The organism is Nocardioides sp. URHA0020, from assembly GCF_000620705.1.
Taxonomy (GTDB): Bacteria; Actinomycetota; Actinomycetes; order Propionibacteriales; family Nocardioidaceae; genus Nocardioides.
In genome coordinates, this window is record NZ_JIAR01000033.1 from 39,717 (window position 1) to 63,743 (window position 24,027).

The 24,027-nt window shown below is 72.1% G+C and carries 20 protein-coding genes; 8 read left to right on the forward strand and 12 right to left on the reverse strand.

Annotated elements, in window-relative coordinates; all coding sequences use genetic code 11:
* Window positions 1–41 precede the first annotated feature (41 nt).
* Together N542_RS0102665 and N542_RS0102670 are read left to right on the forward strand one after the other, a co-directional pair.
* Entirely contained in the window at window positions 42–635 is a 594-nt protein-coding gene (locus N542_RS0102665; protein WP_081794987.1) for a TetR/AcrR family transcriptional regulator, read from the forward strand.
* The gene (locus tag N542_RS0102670) at window positions 632–1,234 is read left to right on the forward strand and encodes a Maf family protein (RefSeq protein WP_028642616.1); all 603 of its coding nucleotides are present in this window, start codon (window positions 632–634) and stop codon (window positions 1,232–1,234) included. The genes N542_RS0102665 and N542_RS0102670 overlap by 4 nt, the downstream gene beginning before the upstream one ends.
* Here N542_RS0102670 and N542_RS23045 read toward each other — a convergent pair.
* The 6 genes from N542_RS23045 to N542_RS23055 are packed head-to-tail and all read right to left on the reverse strand — an operon-like array spanning window position 1,176 to window position 7,821.
* Window positions 1,176–1,742 (reverse strand): GtrA family protein, encoded by a 567-nt coding sequence (locus N542_RS23045; RefSeq protein ID WP_051551323.1) that lies wholly within the window; start codon window positions 1,740–1,742, stop codon window positions 1,176–1,178. The genes N542_RS0102670 and N542_RS23045 overlap by 59 nt on opposite strands.
* A gap of 27 nt (window positions 1,743–1,769) precedes the next feature.
* Entirely contained in the window at window positions 1,770–2,438 is a 669-nt protein-coding gene (locus N542_RS0102680; RefSeq protein WP_028642617.1) for an NADPH-dependent F420 reductase, read from the reverse strand.
* 46 nt (window positions 2,439–2,484) lie between these two features.
* The gene (locus tag N542_RS0102685; protein WP_028642618.1) at window positions 2,485–3,657 is read right to left on the reverse strand and encodes an acyl-CoA dehydrogenase family protein; all 1,173 of its coding nucleotides are present in this window, start codon (window positions 3,655–3,657) and stop codon (window positions 2,485–2,487) included.
* A gap of 22 nt (window positions 3,658–3,679) precedes the next feature.
* Window positions 3,680–4,594: a GAF domain-containing protein gene (locus N542_RS26315; protein ID WP_051551324.1), complete on the reverse strand. Its 915-nt coding sequence runs from the start codon at window positions 4,592–4,594 to the stop codon at window positions 3,680–3,682.
* Between the two features lie 27 nt (window positions 4,595–4,621).
* Window positions 4,622–6,103, reverse strand: coding sequence for a chemotaxis protein CheW (locus N542_RS0102695; protein WP_028642619.1), 1,482 nt, complete (start codon window positions 6,101–6,103; stop codon window positions 4,622–4,624).
* Complete coding sequence (locus N542_RS23055) at window positions 6,100–7,821, reverse strand: methyl-accepting chemotaxis protein (protein WP_051551325.1); 1,722 nt, start codon at window positions 7,819–7,821, stop codon at window positions 6,100–6,102. Before N542_RS23055 ends, N542_RS0102695 begins: the two co-directional genes overlap by 4 nt.
* A 240-nt stretch (window positions 7,822–8,061) precedes the next feature.
* Here N542_RS23055 and N542_RS0102705 point away from each other — a divergent pair, with 240 nt between their 5' ends.
* The 4 genes from N542_RS0102705 (at window position 8,062) to N542_RS0102720 (ending at window position 15,299) form a co-directional block, all read left to right on the forward strand.
* Complete coding sequence (locus N542_RS0102705; protein ID WP_028642620.1) at window positions 8,062–9,843, forward strand: acetyl/propionyl/methylcrotonyl-CoA carboxylase subunit alpha; 1,782 nt, start codon at window positions 8,062–8,064, stop codon at window positions 9,841–9,843.
* A gap of 62 nt (window positions 9,844–9,905) precedes the next feature.
* A complete protein-coding gene (locus N542_RS0102710) occupies window positions 9,906–10,388 on the forward strand; it encodes a PH domain-containing protein (RefSeq protein ID WP_028642621.1) in 483 nt (160 codons plus the stop codon).
* Window positions 10,385–11,902 carry a PH domain-containing protein gene (locus N542_RS23060; RefSeq protein ID WP_051551326.1) on the forward strand — a complete coding sequence of 506 codons (1,518 nt, stop codon included), beginning with the start codon at window positions 10,385–10,387 and terminating at the stop codon, window positions 11,900–11,902. Before N542_RS0102710 ends, N542_RS23060 begins: the two co-directional genes overlap by 4 nt.
* Window positions 11,903–11,912: 10 nt before the next feature.
* On the forward strand, window positions 11,913–15,299 hold the full coding sequence (locus N542_RS0102720; protein WP_028642622.1) for a pyruvate carboxylase: 3,387 nt from the start codon (window positions 11,913–11,915) through the stop codon (window positions 15,297–15,299).
* 25 nt (window positions 15,300–15,324) lie between these two features.
* Here the strand turns inward: N542_RS0102720 and N542_RS0102725 are convergent, their stop codons facing one another.
* A complete protein-coding gene (locus tag N542_RS0102725) occupies window positions 15,325–15,846 on the reverse strand; it encodes an XRE family transcriptional regulator (RefSeq protein ID WP_028642623.1) in 522 nt (173 codons plus the stop codon).
* Between the two features lie 47 nt (window positions 15,847–15,893).
* On the opposite strand from N542_RS0102725, the gene N542_RS23065 reads away from it, so the two are divergent.
* Complete coding sequence (locus N542_RS23065) at window positions 15,894–17,063, forward strand: benzoate/H(+) symporter BenE family transporter (protein WP_036506153.1); 1,170 nt, start codon at window positions 15,894–15,896, stop codon at window positions 17,061–17,063.
* Here N542_RS23065 and N542_RS0102735 read toward each other — a convergent pair.
* From N542_RS0102735 to lpdA, 4 genes are all read right to left on the reverse strand, one after another.
* The gene (locus N542_RS0102735; protein ID WP_028642624.1) at window positions 17,044–18,264 is read right to left on the reverse strand and encodes a SpoIID/LytB domain-containing protein; all 1,221 of its coding nucleotides are present in this window, start codon (window positions 18,262–18,264) and stop codon (window positions 17,044–17,046) included. The genes N542_RS23065 and N542_RS0102735 overlap by 20 nt on opposite strands.
* Before the next feature lie 97 nt (window positions 18,265–18,361).
* Window positions 18,362–19,543 (reverse strand): SpoIID/LytB domain-containing protein, encoded by a 1,182-nt coding sequence (locus N542_RS23070; RefSeq protein ID WP_051551327.1) that lies wholly within the window; start codon window positions 19,541–19,543, stop codon window positions 18,362–18,364.
* Between the two features lie 43 nt (window positions 19,544–19,586).
* Window positions 19,587–20,999: an NAD(P)H-quinone dehydrogenase gene (locus tag N542_RS0102745; RefSeq protein ID WP_028642625.1), complete on the reverse strand. Its 1,413-nt coding sequence runs from the start codon at window positions 20,997–20,999 to the stop codon at window positions 19,587–19,589.
* Between the two features lie 2 nt (window positions 21,000–21,001).
* Complete coding sequence (lpdA, locus tag N542_RS0102750; protein WP_028642626.1) at window positions 21,002–22,399, reverse strand: dihydrolipoyl dehydrogenase; 1,398 nt, start codon at window positions 22,397–22,399, stop codon at window positions 21,002–21,004.
* A 71-nt stretch (window positions 22,400–22,470) separates the two neighbouring features.
* Between lpdA and N542_RS0102755 the strand changes: the two genes are divergently transcribed.
* Complete coding sequence (locus N542_RS0102755; protein ID WP_028642627.1) at window positions 22,471–22,923, forward strand: gamma-glutamylcyclotransferase; 453 nt, start codon at window positions 22,471–22,473, stop codon at window positions 22,921–22,923.
* Between the two features lie 129 nt (window positions 22,924–23,052).
* Here N542_RS0102755 and N542_RS0102760 read toward each other — a convergent pair whose 3' ends face one another.
* Window positions 23,053–24,006: a type IV toxin-antitoxin system AbiEi family antitoxin domain-containing protein gene (locus N542_RS0102760; protein ID WP_155992830.1), complete on the reverse strand. Its 954-nt coding sequence runs from the start codon at window positions 24,004–24,006 to the stop codon at window positions 23,053–23,055.
* Between the last annotated feature and the right edge of the window lie 21 nt (window positions 24,007–24,027).

Below are 24,027 nucleotides of genomic sequence, written 5' to 3' on the forward strand. Positions count from 1 at the left end.
GGTGTCCCGACCTTAAGTAATCGACTGATAACATGTCAACCATGAAGGCGGAGCGAGTCACCCGGATGTCCGCGGAGGACCGTCGCGAGCTGGTGCTGCAGGCCGGCACGCGGGCGTTCGCCCACGGCGGCTACCACGGCACCAGCACCGATGCGGTCGCCAGGGAGGCCGGGGTCTCCCAGCCGTACGTCGTGCGCATCTTCGGGACCAAGCTCGACCTCTTCCTGGAGGTGTTCGAGCGAGCGGTCGGCCGGATCAAGGCGGCGTTCGAGGACGTCCTCGAGGAGCGGTCGTTCGACCCGGACAGCGAGGACGACAAGGCCCGGATGGGCCTGGCGTACACCGAGCTCCTGCGCGACCACGACTTCCTCCAGGTGATGATGCACGGCTTCTCCAACGGCGACGTGCCGGAGATCGCCGGCGCCGCCCGGCGGTGCATGGGTGACGTCTTCGCGACCATCCAGCGCACCGGCTGGGACGACGAGAAGGTCCGCGACTTCGTGGCCTACGGGATGCTGCTCAACGTGATGATCTCGATGCGTGCCCCCGAGCACCTGGAGCCCGGCGACCCACTGACGACACTGGCGACCTGCGCCTTCGGCGACGGGCTCGAGGTGCTTCAATCGCCCGCGTGACCACTCTCGTCCTGGCCTCCCAGTCCCCCGCCCGTCTGGCCACCCTGCGCAGCGCCGGGGTCGACCCGGTGGTGATCGTGTCGGGCGTCGACGAGTCCCAGCTCCAGGGACTGCCTCCGGCCGAGCTCGCGCTGCAGCTGGCCGAGCTGAAGGTCGCCGCAGTGGTGAGCGGGGACGGCGTACCCGCCGGTGCACTCGTGCTCGGCTGCGACTCCGTGCTCGACCTCGACGGCGAGGCGCTGGGCAAGCCGGACGACGCCGAGGACGCCGTACGCCGATGGCGCGCGATGCGAGGCCGGTCGGGCGTGCTGCGCACCGGACACTGCCTGCACGACTCGGCCACGGGTCAGGTGGCCGCGGCCACCGCCTCGACGGTCGTGCACTTCGCGGACGTCAGCGACGACGAGATCGCGGCGTACGTCGCGACCGGCGAGCCGCTGGTCGTCGCCGGCGCCTTCACGGTCGACGGTCTCGGTGGCGCGTTCGTCACCGGCATCGAGGGCGACCACCACAACGTCGTCGGCGTCAGCCTGCCGCTGCTCAGGGAGCTGGTGGCCGAGCTGGGTCACTCGTGGACGGAGCTGTGGGCACGTCCGTGACCGGCGGCTCGACGAGCTCGCTCATCTCGAGGACCTGGAGGGGGTTGGTCTTGAGCTCGGCCAGGTGCACCGGGCGCTGGAAGACCAGCGTGCGGAAGAGGTAGAACCGCGCCACCATGCCGAGGAAGAGCCCGACGACGTTGGCCGACAGGTTGTCCGACCACGGGTCGTTGTGGTCGAGCACGTGCCGGCTGAACCACAGCAGCCCGATCGGGATCAGCATCGTGCCGACGTTGATCACCACGAACATCAGCCGGCCACCGTCGGCGGTGCGCGGCGGACGGTCCTTGAAGACCCAGTTGCGGCTGCCGCGATAGCTGACGGCCATGCCGATCAGGTTCGCGACCACGTACGCCAGGTAGGGCTGGTCCGCGAGGGGCGCGTCGTACCCGGCACCGAAGCCGTGGACCAGCAGGTTGAAGATCACCAGGGCGAGCACGGTCGCGAGACCACCGACCGCGAGGAACCGGTAAGCCTCGGTGAAGATCCGATGCCACCGGTCGCCCATGTCGTCAAGGCTAACCGCTGACCCCGGTCAGGACGGCAGTGACGGCCCCCGCACCACCTTGATGTTGAAGTCGGAGCCCCCGAGGGCGACGGCCGTGCGGATCCACAGGGCCAGGAACATCTCCGGCCCGCGGGCGGTCTCGAGCCCGCCGAGGTCGATCACGTCGGAGTGCCCGAGCTCGCGCAGCAGCGCGACGACCGCAGCCTTGGCCCCCGGGTCGTCGCCCGACACGAAGACCGTCGTCCCCTCCGGCAGCCGCGCCGGATCGACCATCACCGCGTTGTTCATCGTGTTGAGGGTCTTCACGACCAGGGCCTCGGGGTGGGCCCGCTGCAGCTGCTCGGCGAGCGAGTCGTCGTCCTTGACGAACAGCCGTGGGGGGAAGCCCTGGCTGTGGTCGAGCGGGTTCGACAGGTCCAGGAGCACCCGGCCGACGAGCTCGGGCCCGACCTCCGCGAGGACGCCGAGCGCGATGTCACCGCCCAGCGCGTTGACGACGAGGTCCGCGCCGGTCACCGATCCCGCGAACGGCGCCAGGGCCACGCCGGCGTGCGCCGCCGCCCAGGCTGCGTGCTCGTCGCGGCCGGCCGTGACCGAGGGTTCGCGGGTCGCCATGGTGACGTGGTGGCCGAGGTCGTCGAGTCGTCCGGCGACGGACCGGCCGACGCCGCCGGTGCCCAGCACGGTGATGTCCATGTTGTGACCGTAGGACCTCAACCGGACTTGAGGTCAACGGTCCGGCTCACTCGACCGGCAGGCCGAGCCCCCGCGCGATCAGCATCCGCTGCACCTCGGAGGTGCCCTCGCCGATCTCGAGCACCTTGGCGTCGCGGTAGAAGCGAGCCACCGGGTACTCCTCCATGAAGCCGTAGCCACCGAAGACCTGGGTGGCGATCCGGGTGCCGGTGACGGCCGACTCGGTGGCGTACAGCTTCGCGACCGCGGCGGCCTGCTTGAACTCCTTGACCGGCGCGCCGGCGTCCTTCATCGCGGCGGCGCGATAGGTCAGCAGGCGGCTGGCGTGCAGCATCACCTCGAGGTCGGCGATCTGGAAGGCCAACCCCTGCTTGCGCCCGATCGGGCCGCCGAAGGTCTGCCGGTCCCCGGCGTACTGCAGGCTCATGTCGAGGCAGGCCTGGAGACAGCCGACCGCCAGGGCGGCGATCGCGACCCGGCCGTCGTCGAGGGTGGCGAGGAACTGGGCGTAGCCGCGGCCGCGCTCGCCCAGGAGGTTGGCCTCGGGCACGCGGACGTCCTCGAACGACAGCGGGTGCGTGTCGGAGGCGTGCCAGCCGAGCTTGTCGTACGCCTTCTCGGCGGTGAAGCCGGGCGTGCCGCTCGGCACGATGATCGTGCTGATCTCGGGACGGCCCCCTTCGCGCTCGCCGGTGCGCGCGGTCACCGTCACCAGGCTGGTGATGTCGGAGCCCGAGTTGGTGATGAACTGCTTCGCGCCGTTGACGACCCACTCGCCGTCCTCGAGCGTCGCCCTGGTCCTGGTCGCGCCGGCGTCGGAGCCGGCACCGGGCTCGGTGAGTCCGAAGCCGGCGAGCCGCTCCCCCGACACCAGGTCGGGCAGCCAGGTCTGACGCTGCTCCTCGGTGCCGTAGGTGAGGATCGGGTTGATGCCGAGGCCCACCGCCGCCTCGAGCGTGATGCCCATGGACTGGTCGACGCGACCGATCTCCTCGATCGCGACGCACAGGCTGGTGAAGTCGCCGTCGTCCCCGGCGCCGCCGTACTCCTCCGGGGCGGCGAGGCCGAAGAGGCCGAGCGCGCCCATCTTGCGCACGATGTCGACCGGGAAGTGGTGGTCGCGGTCCCACTGCGCGGCGTGCGGCGCGATCTCCGCCGCGGCGAAGGACCGGACGGTACGGCGGAACTCCTCGTGCTCACGGGACAGCTCGTAGGTCATGCTCCGCACCCTAGCCGTTTGGTTAGCGGTTGTTAACCTCGCCGGTCTGCAGACGTCGCTCCTCCCGGCGGCGCTCGAGCTCGGTCACGACCGCGGCCGCCTCCTCCTGGAGCACGGCGACGTCGTCGGCGCTGAAGTCGCGCGGGACGACGTCGACCACGCAGCAGTTGCCGAGCACCTCCCCGCCCGAGGTGATCAGGGGCGCGCCGGCGTAGCTGCGGGCCCCGTCGTGCAGCGCCGTGGGGTTGAGGCGGTGCAGGACGTCGACCCGCACGTCCGGGACGACGTACGGCTCACGGGTGCGCACGCTGGTCGCGCAGAAGGACCACTCGATCGGGCTGCCCGCCGCCTCCGCGATCCAGGTGCCGCGGCCACCGTGGCTGCCGACGAAGCACTGTGCGCCGTCGAGCACGATGCTCACGCCCCCGAGAGCCGCGTGGAGCCGCTGCGCAGCCCGGCTGGCCACCTGGTCGAGCTCGACGCGCATCTCGGGCGCGAAGGGATCGAGCGAGAGCATCTCGGTGATCCGCTCGGGGCGTGGGGTGCGCCCGCGCAGCAGGGTGTTCATGGCGACCCGAGCCCAGTCCCAGGACGGCGGCGTCGCCTCGCTCCCCCGGGCCGCGATGCCGCGGTAGGAGGAGATCCGGACCGACATCGAGCGACCGACGAGACCAGCCGCCCCACCCGTCGCCACCAGGGCCGCCGCGATCCGGGCGAGCTCGTCCAGGGTCGGGTGGGGCAGGTCCGCCGGCAGGCCGGCGCGCTCGCAGGCGTCGGCCCAGGTGCGCGCGACGACGTCCGTCGTCCCCATCCACAGGGCGTGCCGGACGTCCTCGGCGGTCGGGGCGTGCAGCCCGTGGCTGCGCAGCTTGCCCGGCGAGCCGGCGGCGTCGCTGGTGGTGATGGTGGTCAGCTCCGAGCTACTGACGGTGGTCATGGTCTTCCTACTTCACGTCAGCGGGTGTCATGCCGCGGTGGGTTGGACGGTCGACGAGTGGTCCTCGCCGAGCCCGAGGGTGTCGGCCACGTGCAGGAGGTCGAGCGCCGGCACGAGCCGGGTCCCCCCGGAGAGCCGCACCAGCGGGGCGTCGTGGACCGCGCGGGTCAGGTCGTGCCTCGGGACGACGCGGTGGTCCGGGTCGGTCCACACGATCGGCTCGATGCCGCCGAGCGAGTCGACCGCGAGCGCGATCTGCTCGCCGTCGAGCTCGACGAGCAGCAGGCACGACGACGGTCCGCGCTCCCCCGGCTCCTGGCCGAGGACCGTCGCCAGCGGGACGACCGGCACCGTCCGGCCGCGGTGCACGAGGACGCCGAGGACGTGGTCGACCGCGGACGGCGTGAGCGCGTCCGGGAACGGCAGGATCTCCACCACCTGCTCGAGCGGCGAGGCGAGCCCGACGCCTGCGGTGTAGGTCAGGTACGCAGGCCCGCGGGTCGCTCCGTCGGTCGCTCCGTCGGTCGCTCCGTCGGTCGCCGCGCTGCCGAGGTCGCCGGCGCCGGTCTCCTCGGTGTTGACCGAGGCCAGCGCGAGCAGGGTCCCGTCGGCCCGCAGACCCGGCCCGTCGAGCACGAGGCAGGCGCCGTCCGCGACCTCGAGCACGCCGCGGACGAGCTCGACGCGGTGGTTGGCGAAGCCGGGGACCGGCAGCACGCCGTCGCCGGCGACGCGCAGCTCGATCAGGTCGGAGACCGCGAGCACGACGTAGCCGGGGCCGAGGTCGAGCACGACCCCGGCGCACACCTCCTCCGGCTCCAGCGCGGACAGGCCGATCATCGTCATCGGGTCGACGACGGGGACGTCGCGGCCGGCGTACGACGTGACGCCGAGGCAGTCGCCCCCGGTCAGCAGGGTGGCGCGCAGGTCGGTGAGCGGGATCGTCGTGTGGATCACGTCGACCTCGACGGCCAGCACCTGCTCCCCGCAGCGCACGAGCGTCAGGCTGGCGCCGCGCCCCGCCCGGGGTCCGGCGGAGGTGTCGGCCGCAGGCTGCTCCGGCACGCGCGGCATGCCGGGCAGCGCGAGCAGGTGGGCCGCATCCAGCACGCTGACCGGGCGCGTCGGGTCCTCGTGCTGGAAGGCGTGCGAGACGAGCAGGTCACCGGACGCCGTCGACAGCTCGACGAGATCCCTGTCCGGCACCCGGGTGACACCCCGGACCCGGTCGACCACGAGTCCGAGGACGTGGTGCTCGTGCACCACCACGACCACCACCTGGTCGGCAGGCGGGATCTCGTCGAGTCCCAGCAGCGGGCGCAGGTCGAGGACCGGCAGGACCATGGAGCGCAGCCCCATCGCGCCCACCAGCCCGGTGGCGGCCACCGGCAGCGGTGCGAGCGTCTCCGGCCGTGGCACGACCTCCCGCAGCGCCGACAGCGGCAGAGCGAGGTCGAGGTCACCGAGCTGCAGGAGCCCGTAGACGGGATCGGTGGTCACGAAGGTCACGCGTCGGACGTCGCACTGGCGAGCTGGTCGATGAGGCTGTTGACCTGCTCGGAGGCCTCCTGCTGCACCAGGGTGGACGCCGAGATGGTGCGGATCGCCTCGTTGGTGCGCGACACGCTGGTCACGATCCGCTCGAAGGCGACCTCCGCACGCTGGGAGACCGCGGAGCCCTGGTTGACCCGGTCGGCGGACTCCTCGATCAGGCGACCGATCTGCTGCGCGGCCTCGAAGGAGCGCTCGGCGAGCTTGCGCACCTCGCCGGCCACGATCGAGAAGCCGACCCCGTGCTCACCGGCCCGCGCGGCCTCGATCGAGGCGTTGAACGCCAGCAGGTTGGTCTGGCCGGCGATCTCGCCGATCACCTTCACGATGTCGCTGATCGCCGTCGACGACTTCTGGATCAGCGAGATCGCCTCGATCGACGCGCGCAGCGCCTCGACGCCCTGCTCGGCGTTGGAGTGCGTCTCGGCGGCGAGCTCCGTCGCGGTCCGCGACTGCGTCGCGATCTCGGCGATCGAGCCGGCCAGCTCGCGCACCGAGCCGGTCATCTGTCGGGTGCCGTCGTCGATGCGCTGCTCGCGCTCGACCTCCGGGGTCACGTCGTAGGCGTACTTGATCACCTTCGCGACGTTGCCGCGCAGGTCGGGGACCGGGTTGTACGTCGCCTGGATGTAGACGTCACGGCCGTACTTGCCCTTGCGGTGGAAGCGGCCGGCGATGACCTCGCCCTTGCCGAGCCGCAGCCAGAAGTCGCGGTACTCGGCCGATCGGGTGTACTCCTCGGAGCAGAAGAGGCTGTGGTGCTGGCCGACGATCTCGCGCAGCGAGTAGCCGATCGTGCGCAGGAAGTTCTCGTTGGCGTCGACGACGACACCCTCGAGGTCGAACTCGATGACGGCCTGGGCCCGGTCGACGGCGTCGACGCGAGCGACGATCTCGGCGTTCGCCTGCTTCGCCGCCGTGATGTCGGTCGCGAACTTCACGACCTTCATCGGGGCGCCCTTGGCGTCGAGGACCGGGTTGTAGGTGGCCTGGAGCCACACCTCCCGGGCACCCTTGCCCATCCGGCGGTACTCCCCCGCCTCGTACTGGCCGGCGCCGAGGCGCTCCCAGAAGTCGGCGTACTCCTGGCTCTGGGCGACCTCCGGGTCGACGAAGAGACGGTGGTGCTTGCCGAGGATGTCGGGCAGCGCGTAGCCGACGACGTCGAGGAAGTTGCGGTTGGCGTGGAGGATGTTGCCCTGGAGGTCGAACTCGATGACCGCCTGTGCCCGGTCGATCGCCGCGACCTTGCCGAGGTGGTCGGCCGCGACCCGCTTGGCCTCCGACACGTCCTCGGCGAGCTTGACGACCTTCGTCGGCTGGCCCTGGTCGTCGAGGACCGGGTGGTAGGTCGCCTGCAGCCAGACCTCGCGACCGTCGCGGGTGACCCGGAGGAACTCGTCCTGGACGAACGTCCCTGCACGGAGGCGGGCCCAGAACTCGACGTACTGCTCCGAGTCGGCGTGCTCGCTCGTGCAGAACATCCGGTGGTGCTTGCCCTGGATCGCGGGCAGCGAGTAGCCCATCAGGTCGAGGAAGTTCTGGTTCGCGGTGATCACCGTGCCGTCGAGCTGGAACTCGATGACGGCCAACGAGCGGTCGAGGGCTGCGACCAGCCCGGCGAGGTCGCGGTCGGAGCCGGGATCGGCGGGGGCACCTGCGGCGGAGTCGGGCATGGGGAGGGCTCTCCTGGGGGTCGTCGCCCGGTTCGTCACCGGCTGTCCATGCGGGTTGATCGGCCCCTGCGTGCCCAGACTGAGCACAATGCCCGGCAACTCACCCGATCGGGTGCAGGGGGTGGGAGCAGCGCGGTGCGACATGTGCCACACCGGTCGGCTGGCCCGTCCCCGAGCCGCTGGCGATACTGTGCCCCGCGGGGTCGCCACGATCCGCCACGTCTGGAAGCAGGAGGGGTAGTGCCCGAGAGCAAGCCGCTGGAGAAGGTCCTGATCGCCAACCGCGGAGAGATCGCGGTCCGGGTGATCCGAGCGTGCAAGGACGCCGGCATCGGCAGCGTCGCCGTGTACGCCGAGCCCGACCGGGACGCGCTCTTCGTGCGGCTCGCCGACGAGGCGCACTCACTCGGTGGCGCGACGCCGGCCGACTCCTACCTGGACATCGCCAAGATCGTCGCGGTCGCCCAGAAGTCCGGTGCGGACTCGGTGCACCCCGGCTACGGCTTCCTCGCCGAGAACGCCGACTTCGCCCAGGCCGTGCTCGACGCCGGCCTGATCTGGATCGGCCCGCCGCCGGCCGCGATCGAGGCGCTGGGCGACAAGGCCAAGGCCAAGCACATCGCAGAGCGGGCCAACGCCCCGCTCGCGCCGGGCACCAAGGACCCCGTCAAGGACGCCGACGAGGTCGTCGCGTTCGCGCAGGCCAACGGGCTGCCGGTCGCGATCAAGGCCGTCTTCGGCGGCGGCGGACGCGGCCTCAAGGTCGCCCGCACCCTCGAGGAGATCCCCGACGCCTACGAGTCCGCGGTCCGCGAGGCCGTCTCGGCGTTCGGTCGCGGCGAGTGCCTGGTGGAGAAGTTCCTCGACCAGCCGCGCCACGTCGAGACCCAGTGCCTGGCCGACCAGCACGGCAACGTCGTGGTCGTCTCCACCCGCGACTGCTCGCTGCAGCGCCGCCACCAGAAGCTGGTCGAGGAGGCGCCCGCACCGTTCCTGAGCGAGGACCAGCTCCACCGCCTCTACGAGTCGTCCAAGGCGATCCTCAAGGAGGCGCAGTACGTCGGCGCCGGCACCTGCGAGTTCCTCGTGGCCAAGGACGGCACCATCTCCTTCCTCGAGGTCAACACCCGCCTCCAGGTCGAGCACTGCGTCTCGGAGGAGGTCACCGGGATCGACCTGGTCCGCGAGATGTTCCGCATCGCGGCGGGCGAGGAGCTCGGCTACGACGACCCCGAGATCCGCGGTCACTCGATCGAGTTCCGCATCAACGCCGAGGACGGCGGCCGCAACTTCATGCCCGCCCCCGGCACGCTGTCGGCCTGGAGCCCGCCGCAGGGCCCCGGCGTCCGCGTCGACGGCGGCTACGAGAACGGCGAGACGATCCCCGGGGCCTTCGACTCCCTGATCGCCAAGCTCGTCGTCACCGGCCGCGACCGCACCCAGGCGCTCGAGCGCTCGCGCCGGGCGCTGTCGGAGTTCGTCGTCGACGGCATGCCCACCGTCATCCCGTTCCACCGCACGGTCGTCGACGACCCGGCGTACGTCGGCGCCTCGACGCCGTCCGGCGAGGGCGAGTTCACCGTCTACACGACCTGGATCGAGACCGACTTCGACAACCAGATCACGCCGTACGCCGGCGACCAGGCCGAGGCCGGGGAGCCGGAGGAGCGTCAGACCGTGGTCGTCGAGGTCGGCGGCAAGCGCCTCGAGGTCGTGCTGCCCGGCGGGCTGGGTGGCATTGCCACCGGTCCGGCCGCCGGCGGGGCGAAGAAGGCCAAGCGCGCCAAGAAGGCCGGCGCCAAGGTCAGCGGCGACGCGGTCGCCAGCCCGATGCAGGGCACGGTCGTCAAGGTCGTCGTCGAGGAGGGCCAGGAGGTCGCCGAGGGCGACACCGTCATCGTGATCGAGGCGATGAAGATGGAGCAGCCCCTCAAGGCCCACAAGGCCGGCACCGTCACCGGCCTCAAGGCCGAGGTCGGCGCCACCGTCGGCAACGGCGAGGTCATCGCCGAGATCAAGTGAGCACCGACCGAGCGACGGGCGGGTCGGGACCCGCACCGACCACGGCCCAGTAGCCTCGGCGCATGCCCGAGCTGCGTGAGCCCAGCCACCGGGTCAGCCCTCGGGCTCGGCTGATGTGGGCGACCGCGGCGGCAGCCGAGGGCGTCGTGCTCGTCGCGGTGCTCGTCGTCGCCGGACCCGTCACCGACTGGCTGCCGGTGCCGTGGTGGGCCGTGGCGCTCGCGGCCGTCGCGGTGCTCGCGTACGCCGTGGGCATGCCGGTCTGGCGCTACCGCGTCCACCGCTGGGAGGTCACCGCCACCGCGGTCTACACCCAGACCGGTTGGTGGGTGCGCGAGCGGCGGATCGCGCCGATGTCGCGCATCCAGACCGTCGACCACGCGGAGGGCGCCCTGGCCCGGCTCTTCGGGCTGGCCACGGTCACCGTCACCACCGCCTCGGCCGCCGGCGCCCTCGAGATCGTCGGGCTGCCCCGGGACCGCGCACTGGCGCTGGTCGACGAGCTCGCCGTCCAGGCGGACACCGTCGCGGGCGACGCCACGTGAGCGCTGCGACCGTCGAGGTCGCCTGGCAGCGGGTCGACCCTCGGATGCTGCTCGTCTACCCGGTCCGCGAGCTGGTCCGCTTCCTGCCCGTGCTGATCGGGCTCTTCCTCGCCGGCACGGCATCCGGCCGGACCGACTGGTGGCACGGAGCCGGCATCGTCATCCCGATGGCGCTCGGCGTGCTGCGCTACTTCACGACGTACTTCCGCATCACGCCCGCCCGGGTCGAGCTCCGCCGGGGCCTGCTCAACCGGCACCAGCTCTCCACGCCGCTCGACCGGGTGCGGTCGGTCGACATCAGCGCGCCGCTGACGCACCGCGCCCTGGGCCTGACCATCGTGCGGATCGGCACCGGCTCGGCCTCGAAGGACGACGAGGACCACCTCGACCTCGACGGGCTGCCGGCCGCGCGGGCCCGGCAGCTGCGGGTCGACCTGCTGCGTCTCGGCGCCCCGGCGACGACCGGAGCCGAGCCCGAGCACCTCGACCGGGTGGTGCTGCGGTTCGACCCCGCCTGGGTGCGCTTCGCTCCCCTGACCACCACCGGCCTGGCCCTGGCCGGTGGTGCCCTGGGTGTCGTCGGCCAGGCCGTCAACACGTTCGGAGGGTTCGACCGGGTCGATCCCCACGAGGTCGTCGACAGCACGGCCGGCTGGTCGGCGGCCCTCGCAGTCCCGATCGGACTGGCCCTCCTGCTGGGTGCCGTCTCGGCGCTCGCGATCGGCGGGTACGTCGTCACCAACTGGGGCTTCACGCTGACCCACACCGGGCCCGAGCACCACGGGGCGTGGCACCTGCGACGGGGTCTGCTGACCACCCGCGAGACCTCCCTCGACGACGACCGTGTCAGTGGCGTCACGACCTCGACGCCACTGGGCCTGCGGCTCGCCCGGGGCGGACGGGTCTCGGCGATCGTGACCGGCCTGGGCGGCGAGTCGCGCAGCGCCCTGCTCGCCCCACCCGCGCCGAGGGCAGTCGTCGACGGCGTCGCGTCGGCGGTGCTCGGCACCTCGGCACCGCTCACGGCTCCACTGAGCGACCACGGTCCGCAGGCACGCAGGAGGCGGTACGTGCGCGCCCTGGGGCCGGCGGCGGTCGTGGTCGTGGCAGCCGTCACGCTCGTGGGCTTCGACGCCCTCGGCACCTGGTCGCTGGGCGTCGTCGTCCTGCTCCCGCTCGCGGCGCTGCTCGCGCGCGACCGGGCGGCCGCCCTGGGCCACGCGCTGGTCGGTGGCCACCTCGTCGCCCGCTCCGGCAGCCTCGACCGGCGCCGCGACGCCCTGGCGGTGCGCGGCGTCATCGGCTGGAACCTGCGAGCGAGCTGGTTCCAGCGCCGGGCCGGGCTGACCACCCTGGTGGCGACCACGGCCGGCGGTCGCCAGCGCGTGAGCGTGCTCGACGTACCGCAGGATGTCGCCGTCGACCTGGCCCACCACGCGATGCCGGACCTGCTCGCTCAGTTCCTCGTCTCGCCAGAGACGAACCACACAGCGCTTCGGCTCCCGGACTTATAGCGTGTCCCGCATGTTCTCCAAGGTGCTCGTGGCCAACCGCGGCGAGATCGCGATCCGGGCCTTCCGTGCGGCGTACGAGCTGGACGCGAAGACCGTCGCGGTCTTCCCCTACGAGGACCGCTGGTCCGAGCACCGGTTGAAGGCGGACGAGGCCTACGAGATCGGCGAGCGCGGCCACCCGGTGCGGGCCTACCTCGACCCCGAGGCGATCGTCGCCGTCGCGCTCAAGTCCGGTGCGGACGCCGTCTACCCCGGCTACGGCTTCCTGTCGGAGAACCCGGCGCTGGCCGAGGCGTGCGCCAACGCGGGCATCACCTTCGTCGGGCCCACCTCGACGGTGCTCGAGCTGACCGGCAACAAGGCCCGCGCGATCGCGGCCGCCAAGGCGGCCGGCGTGCCGACCCTGGCCAGCGTCGAGCCGTCGACCGACGTCGACGCCCTGGTCGAGGCGACCGCAGGGATGCCGTACCCCCTCTTCGTGAAGGCCGTCGCCGGTGGCGGCGGTCGCGGCATGCGGCGCGTCGACGACCCCAAGGACCTGCGCGAGGCGGTCGAGACCTGCATGCGCGAGGGCGAGGCGGCCTTCGGCGACCCCACGGTCTTCATCGAGCAGGCCGTCGTCGAGCCGCGGCACATCGAGGTGCAGATCCTCGCCGACGGCGCGGGCAACGTGATCCACCTCTTCGAGCGCGACTGCTCGGTGCAGCGGCGCCACCAGAAGGTCATCGAGATCGCGCCCGCGCCCAACCTGGACCCGGAGCTGCGCGACCGGATGTGCGCCGACGCCGTGCGGTTCGCGAAGGAGATCGGCTACCGCAACGCCGGCACCGTCGAGTTCCTGCTCGACCCGGCCGGCAACTACGTCTTCATCGAGATGAACCCCCGGATCCAGGTCGAGCACACGGTGACCGAGGAGGTCACCGACGTCGACCTCGTGCAGTCCCAGATGCGGATCGCCGCCGGCGAGACCCTCGACGACCTCGGGCTCTCGCAGGACACCGTCCGGCTGCGCGGCGCCGCGCTGCAGTGCCGCATCACCACCGAGGACCCGGCCAACAACTTCCGCCCCGACACCGGCGTGATCACGACGTACCGCTCCCCCGGCGGCGGCGGGGTCCGCGTCGACGGTGGCACGGTCTACACCGGTGCCGAGGTCTCGGCGCACTTCGACTCGATGCTCGCCAAGCTCACCTGTCGCGGCCGCACCTTCGAGAAGGCGGTCGAGAAGGCGCGCCGGGCGGTGGCGGAGTTCCGCATCCGCGGCGTCTCCACCAACATCCCCTTCCTGCAGGCGGTGCTGACCGACCCCGACTTCGCGGCCGGGCGCGTGACGACCTCCTTCATCGAGACGCACCCGCAGCTGCTGCAGGCGCGCAGCTCGGGCGACCGCGGCAGCAAGCTGCTCGGCTACCTCGCCGACGTCACCGTCAACCAGCCCTACGGCCCGGCGCCGGTGACCACCAACCCCGTGAGCAAGCTCCCGGCGGTCAACCTCGACGTGCCCGCCCCCGACGGCAGCCGCCAGCTGCTGCTGGAGGTCGGCCCGGAGGAGTTCGCCCGTCGGCTGCGTGCGCAGACGAAGGTCGCGGTCACCGACACCACGTTCCGCGACGCCCACCAGTCGCTGCTCGCCACCCGGGTGCGCACCCGCGACCTGCTCTCGGTCGCCGGCCACGTCGCCCGCACGACGCCCGAGCTGTGGTCGCTCGAGGCCTGGGGCGGCGCGACGTACGACGTGGCGCTGCGCTTCCTGTCCGAGGACCCGTGGGAGCGGCTCGCGTCGCTGCGCCAGGCGGTGCCGAACATCTGCCTGCAGATGCTGCTCCGCGGCCGCAACACGGTCGGCTACACGCCGTACCCCACCGACGTCACCAACGCCTTCGTCGAGGAGGCCGCGGCCACCGGCATCGACGTCTTCCGGGTCTTCGACGCGCTCAACGACGTCGAGCAGATGCGGCCGGCGATCGAGGCCGTCCGCGCGACCGGGACGGCCGTGGCCGAGGTCGCCCTCTGCTACACCGGCGACCTGTCGAACCCCGACGAGGACCTTTACACCCTCGACTACTACCTGCGCCTGGCCGACAAGATCGTCGAGGCCGGCGCGCACGTGCTCGCCATCAAGGACATGGCCGGCCTGCTGCGGGTCCCGGCCGCGCGCACGCTGGTCACGGCGCTGCGCGAGCGCTTCGACCTGCCGGTGCACCTGCACACGCATGACACCCCGGGAGGTCAGCTCGCGACGCTGCTGGCCGCGATCGACGCCGGCGTCGACGCCGTCGACGCGGCCACGGCCTCGATGGCCGGCACGACGTCGCAGCCGCCGATCTCCTCCCTCGTCGCCGCGACCGACCACGGTCCGCGCGAGACCGGCCTGTCGCTCGCCGCGATCAACGCGCTGGAGCCCTACTGGGAGGCGACCCGCCGCGTCTACGCACCGTTCGAGTCCGGCCTGCCGGCTCCGACCGGGCGCGTCTACCGCCACGAGATCCCCGGAGGCCAGCTCTCCAACCTGCGCCAGCAGGCGATCGCGCTCGGCCTCGGCGAGAAGTTCGAGCAGATCGAGGACATGTACGCCGCCGCCAACGACATCCTCGGCCGGATCCCCAAGGTGACCCCGTCGTCGAAGGTGATCGGCGACCTGGCGCTCGCGCTGGTCGGCGCCGACGCCGACCCGGTCGAGTTCGCCGAGAACCCCGGCAAGTTCGACATCCCCGACTCGGTCGTCGGCTTCCTCAACGGTGAGCTCGGCGACCCGCCGGGCGGCTGGCCCGAGCCCTTCCGCACCAGGGCCCTGGAGGGCCGCACCCACAAGCCGCCGATAGAGACGCTCACCGCCGAGCAGCAGGAGGGCCTCGCCGGCGCGAGCCCCACCCGTCGCCGTACGCTCAACGAGCTGCTCTTCCCCGGCCCGACGCGCGAGTTCACCGAGTCGCGGGCGAGGTACGGCGACGTCTCGGTGCTCGACACCCTCGACTACCTCTACGGGCTGCGCACGGGCGTCGAGCACGAGGTCGAGCTCCAGGAGGGCAAGACCCTCATCGTCGGGCTGCAGGCGATCAGCGAGGCCGACGAGCGCGGCTTCCGGACGGTGATGGCCACCATCAACGGCCAGATGCGACCGGTCAACGTGCGCGACCGCAACGTCGCCTCGGACGTGGCGGTGGCCGAGAAGGCCGACACCGCCCAGCCGGGGCACGTCGCCGCGCCCTTCCAGGGGGTCGTCACCGTGGTCGTCGAGAAGGGCGCCCGGGTCGAGGCCGGCGACACCGTGGCGACCATCGAGGCGATGAAGATGGAGGCCTCCATCACCGCCGCGATCTCCGGCACCGTCGAGCGGATCGCGCTGCCCGGCACCCAGGCCGTCGACGGCGGCGACCTGGTGCTCGTGCTGTCGTAGCCCGCGCGTGCCGCCGTCGTCGTGGCTAGGAGGGCGTGACGATCACGTTGATCGCGCGCAGGTCGACGTCGCCGGCGGTGTAGCGGTGCGGCACGTCGGCGGGCCAGGCGCCGTGACCTCCGGTCGCGATCTCGACCGACTCGTCGCCGTGCGTCACCCGGCAGGAGCCGGCCAGCACGATCAGCTGCTCCACGACCCCGGGCGAGTGCGCGGGCGACGACCGGGTGATCCCGGCACGGACCCGGAGCAGCCACACCTCGGACGTGCTGCCCGCGGTGCGCTCGGTGTGTAGCAGGACGGTCTCGAAGCCCTCGTCCGCGACCACGGAGCCGTCGCGGAAGTCGACGAGGGACGCGAGCGGGACGCCGAGCGGGCCGGCGACGGCGTACAGCGTGTCGAGCGTGGGGTTGCGGAGACCGCTCTCGAGCTCGGACAGCGAGCCCTTGCCGATCCCGGCCGCCGCCGCGAGCGCGGTCAGGGACAGCCCACGCTCGCCCCGCAGGGCCCGGATGCGGGCCCCGACGGCGGCACCGGGTGCGCTGACCATGGACACCTCCCGCTACCCTGCGTTCTGTTTACAGAACGGAGTCTGCCATGACCGAGCACGAGGGCACACCTGTCGTCGCCGGCATCGTGACGGCGGTCGTCGGGTCCAGCAGCTCGTTCGTCGTCGTGCTCGCCGGCCTGACCGCCGTCGGTGCCAGCCCGGCCCAGGCGGCCTCGGGCCTGCTGATCCTGCTCGTCACGCAGGCACTCGGCATGCTGTGGCTCGCCGTGCGCCACCGCACCCCGATCACCCTCGCCTGGTCGACGCCCGGTGCGGCCCTCCTCGTCTCGACCGGGGCGGTCACCGGCGGCTGGCACGCCGCGGTGGGGGCCTTCGTCGTGACCGGCGTCCTGATCCTGATGACCGGCCTGGTGCCCGCCCTCGGCGACCTGATCGCGCGGATCCCGACCTCCCTGGCGCGGGCGATGCTCGCCGGCGTGCTGCTGCCGATCTGCTTCGAGCCGGTGACCGGGCTGGCCGACTCGCCGGCGTACGTCGGTCCGGTCGTGCTCGCCTGGGTGGTGATGCACCGGATCTCGCGGCGCTGGGCGGTGCCGGTGTCGCTCGGGGTGGCGCTGCTCGTGGTGATCGTGTCGGCCGGCTCCTCGGTCGCGCCCGGTGACCTGGTGCCGTCGGTGACCCTGACGTCTCCGCACTGGACGCTCGGCGCCGTCGTGAGCATCGCGATCCCGCTCTACATCGTGACCATGGCCTCGCAGAACGTCCCGGGCGTCGCGGTGACCTCGAGCTTCGGCTACCAGGTCCCCTGGCGGGAGACGATGACGGTCACCGGGATCGGCACCCTGCTCGGCGCCCCCTTCGGCGGGCACGCGATCAACCTCGCGGCGATCACCGCCGCCATGACCGCCGGTCCGATGGCGGGCCCCGACCGCAGCCGCCGCTGGACCGCGGTCGTCGCGGCGTCGGCCACCTACCTCGTCCTGGCGCTGGCGTCCGGCGCCCTGACCGCGCTGGTCGCGGCCGCCCCGGGAGACGTGATGCAGGCAGCGGCCGGCCTCGCCCTGCTCGGCACCCTCGCGGCCTCGCTGGCCGGCGCGCTCGCCGACGAGGACGGTCGCGAGGCGGCCGTGGTGTGCTTCGTCATCGCCGCCTCGGGCGTGACGATCCTCGGCGTCGGCGCCGCCTTCTGGGCGCTCGTCGCCGGCCTGGTGCTCCGGCCGCTGCTCGGCTCCGCGCTCAGCGCGGCGCGACGCTGAAGGTCAGCCAGGTCGAGCGCAGCCCGAGCCGCGAGCGGAAGTCGTCACCGCCGACGACGACGCGGCCCCGGGTGCCGACCAGGGTGATCGAGCGGACCCGGCCGCCCCAGGCTCCGTTGCCGTCGCGGGAGGTGACCGCGATCCGGGTCAGGTCGCCGACCTTCGGCCACGCGCGCTCGAGGGTGGCATCGGTCAGGCGCTCCTTCCAGTCGTGCACGGGGTTGCCCGACCAGTCGTCGTACGGGTCCTGGCGAGCGCTCAGGTAGGGCACCGACCCGGCCGAGGTCCAGCCGCCGCTGCTCGACCCGAACTGGGTGAACGCCGGCTCGCCGCGACTCGTCAGGATCCTGCCCCGGGTGGCGGCGATCGCGCGGTCGGTGGCGGGGTGCTCGGCGTCGTACCCGCCGTAGACCTGGCAGGACGAGGTGTCGCAGATCTGGTACGCCGACGAGATCGGGTGCGCGCGTTCGTACGCCGCGTAGGTGCGGGCCGCGACCGCCTGGGCGCGGACGGCGGCCGGGCTCCAGAGCGCGGGCATCTCGAGCGGCACGACGCCGCGCAGGTAGTTGTCGAGGGTCAGGTCGTTGACCGTGACCCGCGTGCCCGAGGCGGTGACGGCCGTCCGCAGCCGGCCGCGGTAGGCCCGGTCGCCGGTCGACGTCATCAGGGTGATCGGAGCGCCGCCGGCGAAGAACTCGCCTCGGCCCTTCAGCGTCGCCCAGGCGCGCCACCGGTCGGTCAGGTAGGAGACCCGGCTGACGCCGCGGGCGTCCGTCGTGACGCGCCAGCGCTTGGCGCCGTTGGCGGGCAGCGCGGTGCGCCCGGTGGCGGCGGTGTCGCGCAGGGTGAGGCCGGACGCGGCGCGCACCATCAAGCTCGAGGGCGTCGTGTCCCGGGTGAGCTGAACGACGACCCGGCCGGCGGAGGTGGCCCAGGTGGTGCCGGGGTAGTAGAACGAGGCGATCTGGCGATACGTGAGTCCCTGCCGGGCAGCCCCCTCGGCGCCGTACTGCGACATGCCGTGGCCGTGCCCGAAGCCGTGACCGCTGACGGTGACCCGGGACGGACCTGCGACGTCCCAGGAGCGGACGGCGCGCTGCGCCGTCGCACCGCTGTCCGCAGCCGCCACGGGGGCGCTCGGGGCGAGCACCAGGCCGAGGCACAGCACCGCCGTCCAGGCAGGCAGCAGGGCGCGACGCATGGGGTCCTCGGGGCTCGTGGAGTCTGATGGTGCGGGTGTGACGTGCCATCGCACCATGCGTCTTATCGGCCCCGCAATGCGAACCTGAGAACTACCGCTACGTAATTCGCATCAGCGTCGAGCGCAGGCCCAGCCACGACCTGAAGGTGTCGCCGGAGACCGTCCTGGTGAAGTTCGAGCCGACCACCCGCACGGTCCTGGCCCGGCCACCGTACGGCCCGCGGCCGTCGCGCACCGTGACCTTGATCGAGACCAGGTCGCCCATGCCCGACCAGTTCCGGGTGATCGCGGCGGCGCTGAACGTCCGCGTCGTCGGGTCACCGGCACTGCCCCGGTCGAAGCGGTCCTCGGCGGCGCGCAGGTACGGGTAGCCGCCGTCCACGCTCCACCCGCCGTTGCTCGACGAGAACTGGGCGAAGACCGGGCGGCCGCCGTACAGCACGACCCGGCGCGAGGTGGCCCTGACCGCGGCGTCGGACTGCGGTTGCTCGGCCTGGAAGCCGCCGTAGACCTGGCAGGAGGCGGTGTCGCAGAGGTCATAGGGGGCGCGGGTGCGGGCGCGGCGCTCGGAGACGGCATACGTGCGGGCCGCGACGGCCTGCGCGCGGACCGCGGCGGCCGGCCACGACGCCGGCACCTCGCGCGGCACGACGCCGCGCAGGTAGGCCTCCACCGGCACGACGTTGACGGTGTCGCGGGAGGTGCCGGAGGCGTTGACCGAGGTCGAGCGCAGGACCCCGCGGTACGACGCGCGTCCGCGCGGTGTCTGGAGCACGATCGGCGCGCCGCCGGCGGTGAACTGCGCGTCACCCCTGCCGGTGTGCCAGGTGTGCCAGCTGCGGGTCTTGTACTGCACCTTCGACCGGTGCCCGGCCGGCAGGATCCGCCAGGCGATGACCTTGCGGCCGTGGACCCTGGCGGGCACCCGCCAGGTCTTCCTCGAGCCGAGCGAGCGGACCGTGAGGCCGCTGCGGGGCCGGACGATGACGTCGCGGGTGGTGTCGGCGGTGATCTGGACGCGGAGGTGCCCGGTCGCCCGGCCCCACGACGTGCGCGGGTAGTAGGTGCGCACGATCGTCTGCCAGCTCTGCCCGGCCCGGGCCCGGTTGCGGGCGCCGTACTGCGACAGACCCTTGCCGTGGCCCCAGCCCGTCGTGGTGATCGTGACGGTGCTCGGTCCCCGTCGCTCGGGCGCTGCTTGCGCGGGTGCGGCGGCCAGCGCCGTGCCCACCAGGGACGCGGTCACGAACAGGGACGCGGTGGAGCGTTGGATCAGCATCGAACCTCCCGAGAAGCGGTCGAGTCGGTCAGGGTAGCCCGCTTCAGACGTGGTGCAAACGCCGCGCGGCCTCGGCCAGGGACCCGCTCATCGACGGGTAGACCGTGAACGCCTGGGCGAGCTGGTCGGCCGTCAGCGACTCGGCGACCGCGATCGAGACCGGGTGGATGAGCTCGCTGGCGCGCGGTCCGACGACCACTCCCCCGACGACGATGCCCGTGCCCGGCCGGCACATCAGCTTCACGAAGCCGTCGCGCACGCCCTGCATCTTGGCGCGGGGGTTGCCCGAGAGCGGCAGCATCACGACCTCCGCCTGCATCTCACCGGCGTCCACGGCCTGCTGGGACCAGCCGACGGTGGCGATCTCGGGCGCGGTGAAGACGTTGGAGGAGACCTTCTTCAGGTCCAGCGGGTGCACGGTGTCGCCCAGGAAGTGCCACATCGCGATCCGGCCCTGCATCGCCGCGACGCTGGCGAGCATCAGGACGCCGGTGCAGTCGCCGGCGGCGTACACCCCGCGGGCGGAGGTGCGCGAGACCCGGTCGACGTTGACGAACCCGCCGTCCTTGAGGATCACCCCGGCCTCCTCGAGGCCCATGTCACCGGTGTTGGGCACCGAGCCGAGCGCGAGGATGCAGTGCGATCCCTGGACCGTGCGACCGTCGGTGAGCGTCACCGTGACGACGTCGCCGTCGCGGGCCACCGACTCCATGCGCGACTTGGACAGCACCGTCATGCCGCGGCGCGTGAGCACGTCCTCGAGCACCTTGGCGGCGTCCGCGTCTTCACCGGGCAGCACCCGGTCACGGCTCGAGACCAGCGTGACCGGGATGCCGAGGTTGAGGTAGGCACTGGCGAACTCTGCACCGGTGACGCCGGAGCCGACCACGATCAGCTCGGTGGGCACCTCGGTGAGGTCGTAGACCTGCTCCCAGGTGAGGATCCGCTCACCGTCGGGCTGGGCGGTCGGGAGCGTGCGCGGCGCGGCGCCGGTCGCCAGCAGGATCGCGTCGGCCTCGAGCTCCTGCTCGGTGCCGTCGGCGTGCTGGGCGAAGACCCGCCCGGGCCCGGCCAGCCGGCCGCGGCCGTGGACGAGGGTGACCCCGTCGCGGACGAGCCGGCGCTCGATGTCCTCGGACTGGCTGGTCGCCAGGGCCTTGACCCGCGCGTTGACGCGCGCCAGGTCGACCCGGATGGACGTCGCGGCGTCGCCCTCGGCGTCGTGGAACTGGACGCCGAGCTCGGCGGCGCCGGACAGCTCGCTCATCACCTCGGCCGTGGCGATCAGGGTCTTGCTGGGCACGCAGTCGGTCAGGACGGCGGAGCCGCCGACCCCGTCGGTGTCGACGATGGTGACCTGCGCGCCGAGCTGGGCGGCGACGTGGGCGGCCTCGTACCCGCCGGGGCCGCCGCCGATGATGACGACCTTCTCGCTGGCCGAGCGCGTCGGGGCCATCCTCAGAGGTTGATCATGTGGCCGGCGATGCCCTCGATCGCTTCCTTCATCGCCTCGGACAGGGTCGGGTGGGCGAAGACGTTGCGGGCCACCTCGTCCGCCGTCAGGTCCCACTGCTGCGCGAGGGTCAGCGCCGGGAGCAGCTCGGTGACCTCGGGCCCGATCATGTGCGCGCCGATGATCTCGTTGTGCTCGGCGTCGGCGACGATCTTCACGAAGCCGACGCCCTCGGCCATGCCACGGGCCTTGCCGTTGGCCGAGAACGGGAACGACGACACCTTCACGTCGTACCCCTTCTCCGCGGCCTGCGCCTCGGTGTAGCCGAAGGAGGCGATCTGCGGCTGGCAGAAGGTCGCCCGCGGGATCATGTCGAAGTTGATCTCCATGGTCTCCGCGCCGGCGATCGTCTCGGCGGCGACGACCCCCATCGCCTCGGCCGTGTGGGCGAGCATGAGCTTGCCGGTCACGTCGCCGATCGCGTAGATGTGCGGGACGTTGGTGCGGCCGCGGGCGTCGACGGCGATCGCGCCGCGCTCGGTGAGCTCGATGCCGGCGTTCTCGAGGCCGTAGCCCTCGACGCGCGGGGCGAAGCCGAACGCGGCGAGCATCTTGTCGGCCTCGAGCACCTGGCTGTCGCCACCGCCGGCGGGGCTCACGGTCACGCGCACGCCGCTGCCGGTGTCCTCGACCGAGTCGACCTTGGTGGAGAGGAGCACCTTCACGCCGAGCTTCTTGTACTGCTTGAGCAGCTCCTTCGAGACGTCCGGGTCCTCCGTCGGGACCATCCGGTCGAGGAACTCCACGATCGTCACGTCGACGCCGAAGTTGGTCATCACGTAGGCGAACTCGACGCCGATGGCGCCGGAGCCGCCGATGATGATGCTGCCCGGGAGGTCGCTGTCGAGGATCTGCTCCTCGTAGGTGACGACGTGCTCGCTCAGGCTCATGCCCGGGAGCATCCGGACCTTGGCGCCGGTGCCGATGATCAGGTGGTCGAAGGTGTACGACGTCTTCGTGCCGTCCTTGTCGACCTCGACCTCGTGGTCGCCCGTGATCGTGCCCCAGCCGTCGATCTCGGTGATCTTGTTCTTCTTCATCAGAAAGTGCACGCCCTTGGCGCTGGAGTCCGCGACGCCGCGGCTGCGCTTGTGCGTGACGCCGAAGTCCATCGAGGCATCACCACTGATGCCGAAGACGTCCTTCTCCTTGGTGATGATGTGGGCGATCTCCGCATTGCGCAGCAGCGCCTTCGAAGGGATGCAGCCGACGTTGAGACACACGCCGCCCCAGTACTTCTCCTCGATGACGGCCACGGACTGGCCGAGCTGTGCGGCGCGGATCGCGGCGACGTACCCACCAGGGCCGGCACCGAGGACAAGGACGTTGAAGTGCGTGCTCACAGGCCTCAGCCTACTGACGTGAGGCAGCCCACTGCGCATCGCTCCGGTCGTCGCTCGATTACTCTTCGGGCGTGACGCTCTACGCCGCCTATGGGACCAACCTCGATCCCGCCCGGATGAGCGAGCGCTGCCCGCACTCGCCGCTGTCGACCACCGGCTGGGTCCAGGGCTGGCGGCTCACCTTCGGCGGCGAGGAGCACGGCTGGGACGGCGCGCTGTCCACCCTCGTCGAGGACCCGATCGACCAGGTGTTCGTGGCGGTGTACGACGTCTCGGCCGAGGACGAGTCACAGCTCGACGGCTGGGAGGCCGCCGACTCCGGGCTCTACCGCAAGACCAAGGTCCGGGTCGCCACCATGACCGGCTCCGTCGTCGCCTGGACCTACGTGCTGGACGCCTACGAGGGCGGCCTGCCCTCGGCGTCGTACCTCGGTGTCCTCGCCGACGCCGCCGAGGCCGCCGACGCCCCCGCCGACTACGTCGCCGCCCTCCGCCGGCGCCCCTGCCGCTCGATCGGGCACTGACTGCGGCTGGTGGGTGGTCGGGGGTCGGCCTGTCCGGGGATACCCGGTTAACCGGGGATCCCTGAACTTCTCGGGCAATGCAGAGCCCGAGAAGTTGGTGAAGTGCCCGAGGAGTACGGCGGGTCAGCGTCAGGCCGCGGCGCGCTCGAGCGCGGCGCGGATCATCGTCGCAGTGCGATCCGGTTGCGCGAGGTCGGCCCAGGTGAGGCGGATGCACCTCCAACCGGTCAACCGGCGGATCTCGTCCTCACGCCGCTTCTCCCGGATCACGACCGGCGACGCGCTCTCGCCCGGCGCGAGGAGCTTCTCGTACTTCACCTTGCCGTCGAACTCCAGGAACACCCCGAGGCTCGGCCACGCGAAGTCCACGCGGGCCACGACGACCCCGCGCTCGTCCTTGATCTCGTACTGCGGCTCGGGCATCGGGAGGCTGTGCCGGAAGCAGAGGTGGTAGGTCCGCGTCTCTCCGAGCGACTCGATCCTCGGGTCCGCGAGGCGCAGGACGACGTCGGTGTGCAGCGTGTTCGGCCAGTGGTCCATCACCGCGTAGCGCTCGGCCAGCTGCCTCAGGGTCGTGTGGCCGGCGTGCAGGAGATGGTTGACCACGGCAAGACTCGCTTCGACGCCGGCGACGGTGGTGACCTCGAGCGCCGCTCGCGTGGCGCTCATGACGTCCACGCCGTTCATGCGTACGACGTCGCCGGCCAGCACCTTTCCGCAGTGCTGATGCACCCCCGCCTCGTGCCGGCCCAGCCGCCCGTCCAGCCGGGTGACGTGCACGTCGTCGAGGTCCAGGCCCCAGTCGGGGACGTCGTACTCCAGTGCCGCCGAGACGTGGGACAGGACGACCGGCGTCTTCGCCTGCTGGACGACGGCCCGGGCCACGAGCCCGTGGCGCCCGGCGGCGGGCAGCACCTTGCCCGCCGCCCAGTCGGCGTACGCGCCGCGACGTACCCGGGCAAGGACGCAGTCCTTGACCATGCGCGAGATCGCGTAGTCGTCGTACCCCTGCTCCAGCAGCGTCCTGCGCAGGAAGACCTGCGTGTTGCGTGGGTCGTCGTCGGGCCTCACCGGTGGGCGCATCATGGTGTCGATATGCCCGCT

Bases quoted from the DNA above. Each gene is read 5' to 3' on its own strand.
- N542_RS0102665 (WP_081794987.1), top strand. From the start codon at position 42: ATGAAGGCGGAGCGAGTCACCCGGATGTCCGCGGAGGACCGTCGCGAG.
- N542_RS23045 (WP_051551323.1), bottom strand. From the start codon at position 1,742: ATGGGCGACCGGTGGCATCGGATCTTCACCGAGGCTTACCGGTTCCTC.
- N542_RS0102680 (WP_028642617.1), bottom strand. From the start codon at position 2,438: ATGGACATCACCGTGCTGGGCACCGGCGGCGTCGGCCGGTCCGTCGCC.
- N542_RS0102685 (WP_028642618.1), bottom strand. From the start codon at position 3,657: ATGACCTACGAGCTGTCCCGTGAGCACGAGGAGTTCCGCCGTACCGTC.
- N542_RS26315 (WP_051551324.1), bottom strand. From the start codon at position 4,594: ATGACCACCGTCAGTAGCTCGGAGCTGACCACCATCACCACCAGCGAC.
- N542_RS23055 (WP_051551325.1), bottom strand. From the start codon at position 7,821: ATGCCCGACTCCGCCGCAGGTGCCCCCGCCGATCCCGGCTCCGACCGC.
- N542_RS0102710 (WP_028642621.1), top strand. From the start codon at position 9,906: ATGCCCGAGCTGCGTGAGCCCAGCCACCGGGTCAGCCCTCGGGCTCGG.
- N542_RS0102720 (WP_028642622.1), top strand. From the start codon at position 11,913: ATGTTCTCCAAGGTGCTCGTGGCCAACCGCGGCGAGATCGCGATCCGG.
- N542_RS0102725 (WP_028642623.1), bottom strand. From the start codon at position 15,846: ATGGTCAGCGCACCCGGTGCCGCCGTCGGGGCCCGCATCCGGGCCCTG.
- N542_RS23065 (WP_036506153.1), top strand. From the start codon at position 15,894: ATGACCGAGCACGAGGGCACACCTGTCGTCGCCGGCATCGTGACGGCG.
- N542_RS0102735 (WP_028642624.1), bottom strand. From the start codon at position 18,264: ATGCGTCGCGCCCTGCTGCCTGCCTGGACGGCGGTGCTGTGCCTCGGC.
- N542_RS23070 (WP_051551327.1), bottom strand. From the start codon at position 19,543: ATGCTGATCCAACGCTCCACCGCGTCCCTGTTCGTGACCGCGTCCCTG.
- N542_RS0102745 (WP_028642625.1), bottom strand. From the start codon at position 20,999: ATGGCCCCGACGCGCTCGGCCAGCGAGAAGGTCGTCATCATCGGCGGC.
- N542_RS0102760 (WP_155992830.1), bottom strand. From the start codon at position 24,006: ATGCGCCCACCGGTGAGGCCCGACGACGACCCACGCAACACGCAGGTC.